A 13,502-nucleotide genomic window follows, 5' to 3' on the forward strand; every position below is an offset into this window, starting at 1 on the left:
GATCGCGATGCCTGGGCACGCGGCCGGGATGATCGCTACTCGATCGTAAGGGGGCGGCGAGCGAGGATACGCTGGCCGCTCAGCGGTGCGTTCATGACATAGCGAAGTTCATAGCTGCCCGGCTTGTCCGGTGCTTCCAGCAGCGCTTCGACGTTCTCTGCCGGAAAGAAGGAGGGGCCTGTCGCGTCCACGGCTGCATCGGGTGCCGTGATGACGACGCGATCGCGCTCGCCATTGGGACCGATCCCGCGAACCGGGATGCTTGTCTTGGCCTTGGCGCGGTCCGGCGCCGACAAGGTCGCCGAAGGGGACGTGGTTGCCAGGGGCTGCCTGGCCAGGATCTCGGGCTTGCCGGAATCCGGGCGAACGAGGCGGAGTTCATAGCTGCCGGGCTCGCCCGGCGTCGTGATCGCGGTTGCGGACACGGCGCCGAGAATGACCGAGACGATGGCCGCTTCAGCAGGATCGCCGGGGCGCGCGATGGCGAGCTGTGATTGTGCCGGCGCCTTGCTGGCGAACACCGTCAACATGGAGCCGGCCATCGCGCTACGCGAGGCCGACAGGGTTGGCTGGACGGGCTGGGCCGGTGCGGCGGGGCGGGGGCGCACCTGCTGGGCAAAGCCTGAGGCGCTCGCTGCCACCAGGGCAAGAGCAATGGTGGCGGCGAGACGATATTGCACCCCGTCTTCTCCGTCGTCCGAACCCGGTCAGCTCATCGCGGCTGCGACGGCGTCGAGCGCAGCCTGCGCCTTGGAGCCGTCCGGGCCACCGGCCTGGGCCATGTCGCGGCGCCCGCCACCACCCTTGCCGCCGAGCTGCTCGGAGGCGGCGCGCACCAGCGCCACCGCGTCGAAGCGCGAGGTCAGATCCTCGGTAACACCGACGACCACGCCGGCCTTGCCGTCTTCCGCGACGCCGACAATGGCGACGACGCCCGAGCCGACGCGGGACTTGGCTTCGTCGGCGAGGCTCTTCAGATCCTTCATCTCGACGCCGGTGACGGCGCGGGCCAGGAGCTTGGCCCCGGAGATCTCGAGGATCGGATCCTCGGCGCTGCCGCCGCCGCCCATGGCGAGCTTCTTGCGCGCCTCGGTGAGTTCGCGGTCCAGTTTGCGGCGCTCCTCGACCAGGGCGGCGAGGCGTGCCTCGGCTTCGGCCGCGGGGACCTTGAGCAGGCTGGCGAGGTCGCGCAGACGCCTCGAATCGGTGTTGAGCTGACGCCGGGCTTCCGTGCCGGTCACCGCCTCGAGACGGCGCACGCCAGCTGCCACCGCGCTTTCGCCGGCGATGCTGACGATGCCGATATCGCCGGTGCGCGAAACATGGGTGCCACCGCAGAGCTCGACCGAGAAGGCCTTGCCCGCCTCGGTCGTCCCCATCGAGACGACACGGACCTCATCGCCGTATTTTTCACCGAACAAGGCGCGGGCACCCGAAGCGATGGCTTCGTCGACGCTCATCAGGTGGGTCGCCACCGGCTCGTTCCGCAGCACGGCTGCGTTGGCGATATCCTCGACCTGAGCCAGCTCCGCCTCGGAGATAGGCTTGGGGTGCGAGAAATCGAAGCGCAGCCGCTCAGGCGAGACCAGCGAGCCCTTCTGGGCGACATGATCGCCAAGGACGAGCCGGAGCGCCTCATGCAGCAGGTGGGTCGCGGAGTGGTTGGCGCGAATCGTGCTCCGGCGCGCATGATCGACTGTAAGCTCAGCCGGTGTGCCGAGCTTGATTTCGCCCGAAGTGACCTTGACCGCGTGGGCGAAGATGTCGCCGAGCTTCTTCTGCACATCCGAAACCTGTGCGGCGAAGCCCGCCCCGGTGATCGTGCCGGTATCGCCAACCTGGCCGCCGGACTCGCCATAGAACGGGGTCTGGTTGAGTACGACGAAACCGGTCTCGCCGGCCTTCAGGCTCTCGACTTCCGCATTGTCGTGGATCAGCCCGGTGACGACCCCCTCGGCCGTCTCGGTGTCGTAGCCAAGGAACTCGGTGGCGCCGACGCGGTCGCGCAGCGGGAACCAGAGCTTTTCCGTCGCAGCCTCGCCGGTGCCGGACCAGGCGGCGCGCGCCTTCGCCTTCTGCTGCTGCATCGCTGCGTCGAACCCGTCGAGATCGACGCCGATATCGCGGGCGCGGAGCGCATCCTGGGTCAGGTCGAGCGGGAAGCCGTAGGTATCGTAAAGCGTGAAGGCGACATCGCCCTTCAGCTTCTGGCCGGCGCCGAGATCCTTGGCAGCATCGTCGAGGATCGAGAGGCCACGCGCCAGCGTGGTGCGGAAACGGCTCTCCTCGAKCTTCAAGGTCTCGGTGATCAGGGCCTCTGCACGCAGCAGTTCGGGATAGGCCTGGCCCATCTCGCGGGTCAGGACGGGCACGAGCCGGTGAAGCAACGGCTCCTTGGCGCCGAGCAACTGGGCATGGCGCATGCCGCGACGCATGATGCGGCGCAGGACATAGCCGCGGCCTTCGTTCGAGGGCAGAACACCGTCGGCGATCAGAAAGGCAGAGCAGCGCAGGTGGTCGGCAATGACACGATGGCTCGCCTTCATTGGCCCGTCGGACGAGACCGATGTCATGTCCGCGATGGCGCGGATCAGGGTCGCGAAGAGGTCGATCTCGTAATTGTCATGCGTGCCCTGAAGCACGGCGGCGACACGCTCCAGCCCCATGCCGGTGTCGATCGAGGGCCGCGGCAGATTGGTGCGGATGCCGCCGGCGGCCTCCTCATACTGCATGAACACGAGGTTCCAGATCTCGATGAAGCGGTCGCCGTCCTCATCGGGCGAGCCGGGAGGGCCGCCGGGGATATGGTCGCCATGGTCGTAGAAGATCTCGGAGCACGGGCCGCAGGGGCCGGTGTCGCCCATGCGCCAGAAATTGTCCGAGGTCGGAATCCGGATGATCTTCGAATCCGAAAGTCCGGCGATCTTCTTCCAGAGCGCGTGCGCCTCGTCATCCTCGGAATAGACCGTGACGGTCAGCTTTTCCTTGGGCAGGCCGAACTCGCGCGTGACCAGCGTCCAAGCGTGGGTGATCGCCTGCTCCTTGAAGTAGTCGCCGAAGGAGAAGTTCCCCAGCATCTCGAAGAAGGTGTGGTGGCGCGCGGTGTAGCCGACATTGTCGAGGTCATTGTGCTTGCCGCCGGCGCGCACGCATTTCTGCGCCGACGTGGCGCGCTGGTAGGAGCGCTTTTCCTGTCCGGTGAAGACGTTCTTGAATTGCACCATGCCTGAATTGGCGAACATCAGCGTCGGGTCGTTGCGTGGCACGAGCGGGCTCGATGGCACCACCTCATGGCCGTTCGCCTTGAAATAATCGAGGAAGGTGGACCTGATTTCGTTGACGCCGCTCATCGCAATTCGAACTCTGCTTCAGGATGGGTGGCCGGGCGGGCCTGCTGGTTGGGATCGGTTCTAGTCAGCGGCTTTGCACCTGTCCAGAATTCCCGTGACAAGGCCTTGGCGCATAAAAGAAACGGGCGGCCCCCCAGGGCCGCCCGCTCCAGCCTTCTCGACCATCCCGGCCTTGACGCCGAGGTCGATTAGTTCGCCGACCTTCGAGATGCCCTCGCCGAACATGATGTCGAACTCGACCTGCTTGAAGGGCGGCGCCACCTTGTTCTTGACGACCTTGACGCGGACCTGGTTGCCGGTGGCCTCGTCGCGCTCCTTCAGCGTCGAGACGCGGCGAATGTCGAGGCGCACGGAGGCGTAGAATTTCAGGGCATTGCCGCCGGTCGTGGTCTCGGGCGAGCCATACATCACGCCGATCTTCATGCGGATCTGGTTGATGAAGATGACCATGCAGTTCGAACGCGAGATCGACGCGGTGAGCTTGCGCAAGGCCTGGCTCATCAGGCGCGCCTGGAGGCCGGGCTGGACATCGCCCATCTCGCCTTCGATCTCGGCGCGGGGCGTAAGGGCCGCAACGGAGTCGACCACCAGCACGTCGATGGCGCCGGAGCGAACCAGGGTGTCGGTGATCTCGAGCGCCTGCTCGCCGGTATCGGGCTGCGAGATCAGGAGGTCGTCGAGATTGACGCCGAGCTTGCGGGCATAGACCGGATCGAGCGCGTGCTCGGCATCGACGAAGGCGCAAACGCCGCCCTTCTTCTGGGCTTCGGCAATAGTGTGGAGCGCAAGCGTGGTCTTGCCGGAGGATTCAGGTCCGTAGATCTCGATGACGCGGCCCCTGGGGAGCCCGCCGACGCCGAGCGCGATATCGAGCCCGAGCGAGCCGGTCGAGATGGTCTCGATCTCGATCGCCTGCTGGTTCTTGCCCAGGCGCATGATCGAGCCCTTGCCGAAAGCCCGTTCGATCTGCGAGAGCGCCGCATCGAGCGCCTTAGCCTTGTCCATCGAAGAGCCTTCCACGAGCCGGAGATTTGCCTGATTCACAACGTGCGCTCCTTATGGCAGGGGCGCGATCACTTCTCAATGTGCGCCGTGAGCAAATATGGTCACGGTTTGTTCCTGTCTTCAAGTTCTTTTTTTGTTCTCATTCATCGCCTCCCTGCAGAGCTGTTCAAGCCCGGCTGTCGCCCTTCGCTTGCATGGCCCGGATCTGCATCGCGTTGCCGAGCCGCTCCAGCTCCAGGGTGTAGCAGTAGAGCGCGAAGATGACGGCGATGAGGAGCGCCCCGCGCCAGCTCAGATCGAGATAGCCAAGATCGAGCTCCGGGACGTGCCGGAGATAATAGAGCGAGAACAGAGCGCCGCCGAAGATGAAGCCGATCCGGGCTGCGAAGGAGACGAAGTGGCCGATCACCAGGCCGCCATAGGTGGCGGGGATGGTCACATGACGCAGGCGCCACCAGTAGCAGGCCTGGCCGATCAGGACCGCGAGCGCGGTCTGCAACGCGCTGCCGCGAGTGGCAGTCATGATCGTTCCGATATTGTCGATCAGCAGGAGGAAAATGCCCCGCACATTGGCGAGCACGACGATCGCACACAGGGTCTGGGCGAGAAGCAGGATCAGGTATCTGCGTGAGTTCCCGTCCGACATCGCGCTGCCCGCATCGTTCGTGGACGCCGCGCCTCGCTACCTGCGCGGCCTCGCGCCTCAGCTCATCGCGGCCTTCACTGTCTCGACCAGCTGCTTCATCGTGAAAGGCTTGGGCAGGAAGTGGAACTGCTCGCCTTCCGGCAGGTTCTTGCGGAAGGCCTCCTCCGCGTAGCCGGAGACGAAGACGACCTTGGTGGCCGGGTTGCGCTGACGTAGCTCGCCAAGCAGGGTCGGGCCGTCCATCTCGGGCATGACCACGTCGGAGACGACGAGGTCGATCTTGCCGTCATGCTTGAGGAAGATATCGAGCGCCTCCACGCCCGAGGCCGCTTCGTGCACGGTATAGCCGCGCGAGATCAGCATGCGGGCATTGAGCGCACGCACCGCGTCCTCGTCTTCGACCAGCAGGATGACGCCGGCGCCGGTATGATCGGCTGCGACCTTCTTGGGCGCTTCCTTGGCAGCGTTGTCGGCGGCGATCTCCTCTTCCGTCGGCACGTGACGAGGCAGGAAGATGCGGAAGGTCGTGCCCTTGCCGAGGGTCGAATCGACGAAGACGAAGCCACCGGTCTGCTTGACGATGCCATAGACCATGGAAAGGCCGAGCCCCGTGCCCTTTCCGACCTCCTTGGTGGTGAAGAAGGGCTCGAAGATCTTGTCGAGATGTTCGGCCGGGATGCCGGTGCCGCTGTCTTCGACTTCGAGCATGACATAGTCCGCKGTGGGCAGGGCCTGATGGCCGAACCCGGCGCATTCTTCCGCTGCGACGTTGCGCGTGCGGACCTGCAGCTTGCCGCCGTCCTGCATGGCATCGCGCGCATTGACCGCGAGATTGACGATGACCTGTTCGAGCTGACCGAGATCGGCCTTGACCGACCAGAGGTCGCGGCCCTGGCGAATGTCGAGCGAGACCTTGTCGGCGACGACGCGCTTCAGCATCAACGAGAGATCGGAGAGCACGTCGCCGAGCTCGAGCACCTGCGGGCGCAGCGTCTGGCGGCGCGAGAAGGCGAGCAACTGCCGGACCAGCGAGGCCGCCCGGTAGGCGTTCTGCTTGATCTGCATGATGTCCGGGAAGGACGGGTCGGTCGGCTTGTGGCTGGCGAGCAGGAACTCGGACGCGTTGATGATGACCTGGAGCACGTTGTTGAAATCGTGCGCGATGCCGCCGGCGAGCTGGCCGACAGCCTGCATCTTCTGGGCCTGGTCGATATTGTCCTTGAGCTTGCGCTCGGAGGTGGTCTCCAGCGCATAGACGATGGCGCGCTCACCATCGCTGTCCTCGGTCGCTGCGACCGGAGAGAGATAGAGTTTGGCCGAACGTCCGTCCTCGCCCGAGAGATTGGCATCGAGCGGGGCGATGTCGCTGCTGCCGGCCATGGTCGCTGCGAGCGCCTCGTCGAGGCTGCCCGGCGCGACGAGATCCTGGATCGTCGCGGGCTGGCGGCCCTGCTGCGTCAGCCTGGTGAAGGCGGCGTTGGAGCGCAGGATCGCGCCGTTGCGGTCGACGGTCGCGATCGCCATCGGCGTCGAGTGGAAAAAGCGGGCAAAGCGCACTTCGGCATCGCTGCGTCCGTCGGACCCGGCTTCGCCGGTCGTCCGGTTGAGCACGAGCGTGCGTGAGGGGCCAGCGCGGCTGTCGCTGCCGAAGGCAACCTGATGATGCAGCCTGACCGGCAGGGTCGTGCCATTGCGCCGGCGCAGATCGACATCGAGGACCTCGACGCGGACATCGCCGGGCTGCCCGCGAATGGCCTGGATCAGGGCAGCCGCGTTCGAGGTTGCGATGTCGTCGAGATGCAGTCCGCCCGAGCCGAAGCGGGCGAGGTCATAGTCGAGCCAGCCCGAGAGCGTGGCATTGAGATAGGGCACTTCGCCATCGGCGTCGATGGAGAGGAAGCCGGCCGGTGCGTGATCGAGATAGTCGATCGCGTGCTGGAGTTCCTGGAAGGCGTTCTCCTGACGCTCACGCTCGGGCGTCACGTCCGAGACGCTCCAGAGCATGGCGGCCTTGCCCTCGCGGCGCACGGGGGATACCCGGATTCGATACCAACCGACCGTGTCGCGACCGTTGAGGGCGGGCTCGAGCCGGACTTCCTCCGCCAGCCGGCGGCCTTCGCGCGCGGCGGTCGCCAAACGGTAGATCGCTTCCGAGACCTCCGGGCGGCCGGTAAACAGGCGTTCGACCGGCTTGATGTCGCTGGCTCCGCGGGCTCCGGCGAGCGCCAGATAGGTTTCGTTGGCGTAGACGATGCGGTTCTCGCCCTCGGTGACGACGACGCCGTCATCGGCGCTGTCGACGATGGCTTTGGTCAGGTCATTGCGCGCTGCGCGGCCCGAAAATTGAACAAGGCCAATAGAAAAGGCAAAGAGGCCGAAGACACCGATCACTGAAAGCAGGGCCAGCAGGCCCAGGATCAGCGGCTGCGCCCATTCATTGGCGATGAAGCCGAGCGCGATCGCGGCTCCGACGAGCAAGCCGGCGACAAGCAGGATCAGGCCGATACGGCCTGGCTTGTCGGAGCGATCGATCGCGGTTGTCGCCGTGGTTCCGCTCATGCGGCTGGTCCGTCCCATTTCACGCCTCCTCGCCGCCAGCGAGGGGCTTAGCGCGCAGGTCGCGCAGATTGCGAGTTAGGCGCGCCTACCCTTCAGGCGCAAGACGTAACCGATGACTTCGGCGACGGCCTGATAGTGTTCGACAGGAATTTCTTCGTCGATATCGACCGTCGCATAGAGCGCGCGGGCCAGCGGCGGGTTCTCGACGATCGGCACGCGATGCTCCCCCGCGACCTCGCGGATCTTCAGGGCAAGCGCGTCGACGCCCTTGGCGAGGCAGAGCGGGGCGCCCATGCCCTGCTCGTATTGCAGCGCGACGGCGAAGTGGGTCGGGTTGGTGATGATCACGGTCGCCTTGGGCACCGCGGCCATCATGCGTTTCCTGACCCGCTGCGCGCGGATCTGCCGCAGCTTCGCCTTGACCTCGGGATTACCTTCGGAGTTCTTGAACTCCTCCTTGAGCTCCTGCTTGGTCATGCGCTGACGCTGGTACCAGCTGAAGCGCTGATAGACGAAGTCGCCGATCGCGATCACTGCAAAGAGCGCGAGCACGCTCGCCATCAGCTTGATCGTCAGCGACAGCGTCGCCGGCAGCATCGCGGCGACACTCATCTGCGCGAAGCTCTCGAGCCGGTCGTGCTCCTTCCAGAGCGTCAGGCCGACGGCGGTGCCGATCAGCAGGATCTTGGCGAGGCCCTTGGCGAAATTGACCCAGGCCTCCTTGCCAAAGATCCGCTTGGCCCCAGCCATCAGCGAGATCCGGCTGAATTTCGGCATCAGCGGCTCGAAGGTCCAGAGCGGCTTGTGCTGGATCAGCGCACCGGCAAGCCCGGCGCAGAGGATGAAGGCGAAGGGCAGGCCGAGCGCCATGAAGCCCGTCATCACGCCCTGCTTGGTGACGTTGAAGAAGGCCTCGCCGCTGGAAGGCACCTGATGCGCGTTCATCAGGAAGGAGCGCAGGGAAAGCGCCGCACTGCTCGCCGACCAGCCGGCTCCGACCAGCAGCGCCAGTGTGAAACCGCAAAGGACGAAGAAGGTGCCGATCTCCTGCGAGCGGGCGATGTCGCCCTTCTCGATCGCCTGGTCCAGCTTTCGCTGGGTCGGGTCTTCTGTCCTGTCCTCGTTGTCGGCGTCCTCTGACATCGCCGCTCCTCAGTTGCCGGTGAACTGGCGAAGGAAGTTGCCGAGATCCTCGAGGAAGACGCCCATCATCACGCCGACGACGGCGAGCAGCACGAGCATGCCGCCGAGGATCGAGGCCGGCACGGCGAGGAAGAAGACCTGAAGCTGCGGCATCATCCGCGCCAGCACGCCGAGCCCGAGATTGAAGAGCAGACCGAAGACGATGAAGGGCGCGGAAATCTGAACGGCGAGGGCGAAGCCCTGCGTCGCCGCACGGATCGCCAGGGTCATCATGTCTCCGACATCCGGAAAGCCGCCAGGCGGCAGGAGCCGATAGCTTTCATGAATCGCCGCGATGGCGACGTGATGGAGGTCGGTGACCAGGATCAGCGTGATGCCGAGCATCGTCAGAAAGTTGCCGATCGACGGGTTCTGCATGCCTCCGGTCGGATCGACCGTCATCGCGAAACCCAGGCCCATGGTCTGGGCCACGATCGCGCCGGCGCTCTGCAGGCAGGCCATCACAAGGCGCACGCTGAGCCCGATGGTCAGTCCGATCAGGAGTTCGCTGATGAGAAGGCCGACCAGCGCAGGCATGTCGCCGGGCGGGGTGATGATCGTGCGCGCCATGGGGACGATCATCAATGCGATGAAGAAGGCCAGCGACAGACGCGCGCGTGAGAAGATGAAGCGTTCGCCGATGCCGGGCATCAGCATCACGAGGGTGCCGACACGCGCGAAGACGAGCACGAAGAGCGCGCCGATCTCGGGCAGGATCGCGATCTGCATCGTGCCGGCTGGGCCCYTGCGCCACTCGGGACGCCACTGCGGCAGCCCCAGAGCCGGTCGCGGCAGCGTAAGGTTCATTCGCCCGTGGCGATTCGGACGGCGACCCGCCCCATATAGCCTGCAAGCGCATCGCCCATGAACGGCAGAAACAGCATCATGGCGGCAAAGACCGCAACGATCTTGGGGACGAAGATCAGGGTCTGCTCCTGAATCTGCGTCAGGGCCTGGACGAGCGAGACGGCGAGGCCGACCCCGAGCGCGACCATCATCAGCGGGCCGCCGGCCTTGAGGAAGACGACGATGCCGTCGCGCGCGACGTCGAGGATGGCGCCTGAGGTCATGGTTTGCGTCCTGATCGAGCCGGGAATCAGACCGGCATCCGCATGATTTCCTCATACGCTGCAATCACGCGGTCGCGAACCGCAACCAGCGTTTCGATCGCGGCCTCGCTTTCCGCGACGGCCGTGACGACATCGACGATATCGGAGCGGCCGGCGGCCACGCTTGCGGTCTGGATGTCGCTCTTGCGGCCGGCATCGGCGGTTGCTTCCAGCGCCTTGCCGATCAGCGAGGAGAAATCCGGCATGCCCGCGCTGGCGCCGGCGGCCGCACCGAGCGGCTTGCGCATCAGGTTGCCGGCGCCGAGACCCTGCGTCGAGGCGTAAGCGCCGGCGGCGAAGCTGGATGTGGCCATGGTGCGAGGTTCCGTTCCGCTGGCGCCGATCAGACGCGCAGGATGTCGATGGTGCGCTGGATCATCCGGCGCGTGGAGGAGATCAGGTTGAGATTGGCCTCGTAGCTGCGCTGTGCCTCGCGCATGTCCATGGTCTCGACCAGCGAGTTCACGTTCGGCATGCTGACATTGCCGGTGGCGTCGGCTGCGGGGTTGCCGGGCTCGAATTTCGTCCGGAAGGCGCTTTGGTCACGCTGGACGCGGCCGAGATCGACGACCTGGGCTTCGAGCTCACGGTCGACCCGCCGCTGGAACGTCGGAATCTTGCGGCGGTAGGGATCGACGCCGGCGCGATCCGGTCCCGAATCGGCGTTGGCCAGGTTCTCGGCGATGATCCGCATGCGGCCGGACTGGCTGCGCAGGCCCGATGTCGCCACCGCGATGCTCTTGAGAAGATCCATGAGGCTGCTGCTCCTGCGTCCGCTGCCTTAGCGGCCCTTACCGATCGCGATCTTCATCAGTCCGAGGCCCTTGCTGTAGAGCGAGGCGGCGAGCTGATAGTCGGACTGGTTCTGGGCCACCTTCATCATCTCGTCCTCGAGATTGACGCCGTTGCCGTTGGGAGTGACCTCGAAGCGGGGTGCCTTGGCGGTATCGAATCCATTGCGTTGTCCGGAGGGGCCCATATGGCCGGCAGAGGTCTGGGCCAGCGAGACGCCGGACGAAGCCGTGCCGATGGCCGGCGCCTTGAGATCCATCGGGCGGAATCCGGGGCTGTCGGCGTTGGCGACATTCTCGGACAGCACTTTTTGCCGGGACTGGTGCCAGTGCATACGCGTCTTCAACGCCTGCATCAGGTTTCCGCCAGCGCCTAAGGCATTGCCAGACATGGAGTTTGTCCCGTTTTCTCAGGGGATGGCCGTGATCGGAGCCGCGGAGCGATTCCGTCCTGACAGTCGATCCACTGGGAAATTATTGCCGGGTGCTTGGTTAATTTCGCGTTAAGATTCACGAATCCGGTGAACCAAATTAACCAAGTGCTAACCCTGTTTCCCGAAATTGCGGGCGTTATGCTATAGCCAACGTGTTGAACCTTGGGTGGAATTGCGGTCCGCCAAGGGCTGTCGCCGTCGCACATGAGGCAAACCTTGCAGACGTTGTTTGGCTTCGAACTCTCGACCGGCCTCCGCTGGATCATTGCATTCGCTATCGTCCTGATTCTGGTGGCGCTCTTCGCCTTCCTGCTGCGGCGCATCACCGGCGGGCGACTCAGGATAGGAGGGCAGGGCGGTGGCCGCGCCCGGCAACCGCGCCTCGGGGTGGTCGATATCCATGACCTCGACCGGCAGCGCCAGCTCGTGCTGATCCGGCGCGACAATGTCGAGCATCTGGTGATGATCGGCGGCGCGTCCGACGTGGTGGTCGAGACCAATATCGTGCGCGGCAGCAGCGGCGGACGGATTGCGGTACCGGCGCAGGCCGAGGCCCCGGTCTTTGAACGCCCTCTGGCGATCGACCCGGCGCTCGGTTTCGAGGCTCTTCGCGCCGATCTGCAGGAGGAAACGCGTCGCGCCTCTCCGCCGCCGCAGCCGGCCGCCCCGCAGCCGGATCGCCTGCCGCCGCTGCCGCATCGTACCCCTGGGCCTGTTTCGCGCGTCGAACCGGCTGTGGCACCGGCAGGCGCTGCAGCGGCTGGCATGGCCGGTCTCGCGGCAGGAGCTGCGATTGTGGCCTCACAGGCTCCGAATTTCGGGCGCAATCAGGCTCCCGCGCCAAGCGTGAGTTCCGATGAGCTTGACGATATGGCCCGTCAGCTCGAGGAGGCGCTGAAGCGTCCGCATTCGGCTGTCCGGTCGTCCCAGGCGCCGGCGACCCCGGTTCCGGACGTCGTTCTGCCGGTGACGCCGCCTGCGCCGGTCAAGCCTGAAGAGCCGAAGCCCGCAGCAGCCGCGCCGGTTCTCGCTCCGGTTCCGACTGCCCCTCCGCCGGTCTTCGGGCGGCCCGTCGGCGTGCCGCCCGATGTCGCTGCCGAACTCGAAATGGCCCTGGGCCTGAAGCCCAAGCCCTCGGACGTGGTGACGCCACCGGTGCCCGCCGTCGAACCGAAGCCCGCTCCCTTCCGCGAGCCTCCCGAAGCCGCCAAGCTGCCTGAGCCCGCACCGGTCATGCATCCCGAACCGACACCGGCGGAGCATGGGGAGAGGCTTTCGGCAAGGGACGAGGACGACGCTCTGGAGGTCAGCGAGGACGAGGCCGATACGGAGGCCGAGGCGGAGATCGCCGAGTCCGAGGCCGAGGTCGAGCCAACGCCCGAGCCGTCCTCTGTTCCCGCCGCCGAGGAGCCGAAGGCCGAATCGAAGCCGGAGGAGAAGCCCATTCAGATCGATCCGTTCTCGGTCGATGCGATCGAAGCCGAGTTCGCGCGACTGCTGGGACGTGATCCGAAGTCGAAGTCCTGACCGGACGGGCGTGATCAACAGGATTGTCGGGCTGCGACGATCCTGATGCCGCCGGCTTGGTTGCCCTGGCGGACATGGGCGCCCTAGCGTCGTCTCGTCCGATCGGTTGAGTCGGGCTTTGATGGCGGCTTTGCGTGATCCTGACCCTGACGGATGCGAGATGGCGTCGCGGTTGCCGCGTCGCTTGTGCCGGCGCGGTGGTCGCGCTTGCGCTCTGCGAGCCGGCTCGGGCGCAAACGCTTTCGCTTGATCTCGGGCAGGGTGGGGGCGTCGCCGAACGGGCGCTGCAACTTATCGCCGTCATCACGGTGCTCTCCCTGGCGCCGTCTATTCTGATCATGGTGACGTCGTTCACGCGGATCGCGGTCGTGCTGTCCCTGCTGCGCTCGGCCATCGGCACGCAGACCGCGCCGCCCAACGCCGTGATCGTCGGGCTGGCGCTGTTCCTCACCGGCTTCGTGATGGCGCCGACATTGCGAGAGGCCTATCGCGTCTCGGTCGAGCCGCTGGTTGCCGGGCAGATCCAGCCCCAGGAGGCCTATAATCGCGGCGTCGTGCCCTTCAAGGCGTTCATGCTCAAGCATGTCCGTGAGAAGGACCTGATGCTGTTCRTCGAGATGTCGCGGGAGCCCCGCCCGACGCAGCCGGAAGATATCCAGATCCAGATTCTTGTGCCGGCATTCATGATCTCGGAGCTGCGCCGGGCGTTTGAAATCGGCTTCCTGCTGTTCGTGCCATTCCTGATCATCGATCTCGTCGTGGCCTCGATCCTGATGTCCGTCGGCATGATGATGTTGCCGCCGGTGACGGTCGCGCTGCCGTTCAAGCTGATCTTCTTCGTCCTCGTGGACGGCTGGGGCCTCGTCACGGGATCGCTGATCAAGAGTTACGGAACGTAG

General features: G+C 65.5%; 13 protein-coding genes. 2 read left to right on the forward strand and 11 right to left on the reverse strand.

The genetic code is table 11. The features are described from left to right. Positions 1–35: 35 nt before the first annotated feature. From AC1D34_RS00705 to flgB, 11 genes are all read right to left on the reverse strand, one after another. Positions 36–680, reverse strand: a complete 645-nt coding sequence (locus AC1D34_RS00705) for a hypothetical protein (protein WP_441491500.1) — start codon at positions 678–680, stop codon at positions 36–38. A 27-nt stretch (positions 681–707) separates the two neighbouring features. Next, the gene (gene alaS, locus AC1D34_RS00710; RefSeq protein WP_476823229.1) at positions 708–3,350 is read right to left on the reverse strand and encodes an alanine--tRNA ligase; all 2,643 of its coding nucleotides are present in this window, start codon (positions 3,348–3,350) and stop codon (positions 708–710) included. A 60-nt stretch (positions 3,351–3,410) separates the two neighbouring features. Then, positions 3,411–4,394 (reverse strand): recombinase RecA, encoded by a 984-nt coding sequence (recA, locus tag AC1D34_RS00715; RefSeq protein ID WP_476823230.1) that lies wholly within the window; start codon positions 4,392–4,394, stop codon positions 3,411–3,413. 127 nt (positions 4,395–4,521) lie between these two features. Then, positions 4,522–5,001 (reverse strand): hypothetical protein, encoded by a 480-nt coding sequence (locus AC1D34_RS00720; protein WP_441491498.1) that lies wholly within the window; start codon positions 4,999–5,001, stop codon positions 4,522–4,524. Positions 5,002–5,058: 57 nt separating this feature from the next. Next, the gene (cckA, locus tag AC1D34_RS00725) at positions 5,059–7,578 is read right to left on the reverse strand and encodes a cell cycle histidine kinase CckA (protein ID WP_476823231.1); all 2,520 of its coding nucleotides are present in this window, start codon (positions 7,576–7,578) and stop codon (positions 5,059–5,061) included. A 57-nt stretch (positions 7,579–7,635) separates the two neighbouring features. After that, positions 7,636–8,703, reverse strand: coding sequence for a flagellar biosynthesis protein FlhB (gene flhB / locus AC1D34_RS00730; RefSeq protein WP_441491496.1), 1,068 nt, complete (start codon positions 8,701–8,703; stop codon positions 7,636–7,638). Between the two features lie 9 nt (positions 8,704–8,712). Continuing rightward, the gene (gene fliR / locus AC1D34_RS00735) at positions 8,713–9,471 is read right to left on the reverse strand and encodes a flagellar biosynthetic protein FliR (RefSeq protein WP_069882615.1); all 759 of its coding nucleotides are present in this window, start codon (positions 9,469–9,471) and stop codon (positions 8,713–8,715) included. 74 nt (positions 9,472–9,545) lie between these two features. Then, a complete protein-coding gene (gene fliQ, locus AC1D34_RS00740; RefSeq protein ID WP_069879968.1) occupies positions 9,546–9,812 on the reverse strand; it encodes a flagellar biosynthesis protein FliQ in 267 nt (88 codons plus the stop codon). 26 nt (positions 9,813–9,838) lie between these two features. After that, the gene (fliE, locus tag AC1D34_RS00745; RefSeq protein ID WP_441506233.1) at positions 9,839–10,165 is read right to left on the reverse strand and encodes a flagellar hook-basal body complex protein FliE; all 327 of its coding nucleotides are present in this window, start codon (positions 10,163–10,165) and stop codon (positions 9,839–9,841) included. A gap of 29 nt (positions 10,166–10,194) precedes the next feature. Beyond that, entirely contained in the window at positions 10,195–10,605 is a 411-nt protein-coding gene (gene flgC / locus AC1D34_RS00750) for a flagellar basal body rod protein FlgC (RefSeq protein ID WP_043237671.1), read from the reverse strand. 27 nt (positions 10,606–10,632) lie between these two features. Then, the gene (gene flgB, locus AC1D34_RS00755; RefSeq protein WP_441491493.1) at positions 10,633–11,034 is read right to left on the reverse strand and encodes a flagellar basal body rod protein FlgB; all 402 of its coding nucleotides are present in this window, start codon (positions 11,032–11,034) and stop codon (positions 10,633–10,635) included. A 258-nt stretch (positions 11,035–11,292) separates the two neighbouring features. Here flgB and AC1D34_RS00760 point away from each other — a divergent pair, with 258 nt between their 5' ends. Beyond that, positions 11,293–12,603, forward strand: coding sequence for a hypothetical protein (locus AC1D34_RS00760; RefSeq protein WP_476823232.1), 1,311 nt, complete (start codon positions 11,293–11,295; stop codon positions 12,601–12,603). A 197-nt stretch (positions 12,604–12,800) separates the two neighbouring features. Beyond that, positions 12,801–13,502 (forward strand): flagellar type III secretion system pore protein FliP, encoded by a 702-nt coding sequence (gene fliP, locus AC1D34_RS00765; protein ID WP_476823240.1) that lies wholly within the window; start codon positions 12,801–12,803, stop codon positions 13,500–13,502.

It is taken from the genome of Allobosea sp. P1_A7 (genome assembly GCF_056406775.1).

What these genes read in the sequence shown, in the direction of transcription:
- AC1D34_RS00720 (WP_441491498.1), bottom strand. Translation starts at nt 5,001, where the DNA reads ATGTCGGACGGGAACTCACGCAGATACCTGATCCTGCTTCTCGCCCAG.
- flhB (WP_441491496.1), bottom strand. Translation starts at nt 8,703, where the DNA reads ATGTCAGAGGACGCCGACAACGAGGACAGGACAGAAGACCCGACCCAG.
- fliR (WP_069882615.1), bottom strand. Translation starts at nt 9,471, where the DNA reads ATGCAGATCGCGATCCTGCCCGAGATCGGCGCGCTCTTCGTGCTCGTC.
- fliQ (WP_069879968.1), bottom strand. Translation starts at nt 9,812, where the DNA reads ATGACCTCAGGCGCCATCCTCGACGTCGCGCGCGACGGCATCGTCGTC.
- fliE (WP_441506233.1), bottom strand. Translation starts at nt 10,165, where the DNA reads ATGGCCACATCCAGCTTCGCCGCCGGCGCTTACGCCTCGACGCAGGGT.
- flgC (WP_043237671.1), bottom strand. Translation starts at nt 10,605, where the DNA reads ATGGATCTTCTCAAGAGCATCGCGGTGGCGACATCGGGCCTGCGCAGC.
- flgB (WP_441491493.1), bottom strand. Translation starts at nt 11,034, where the DNA reads ATGTCTGGCAATGCCTTAGGCGCTGGCGGAAACCTGATGCAGGCGTTG.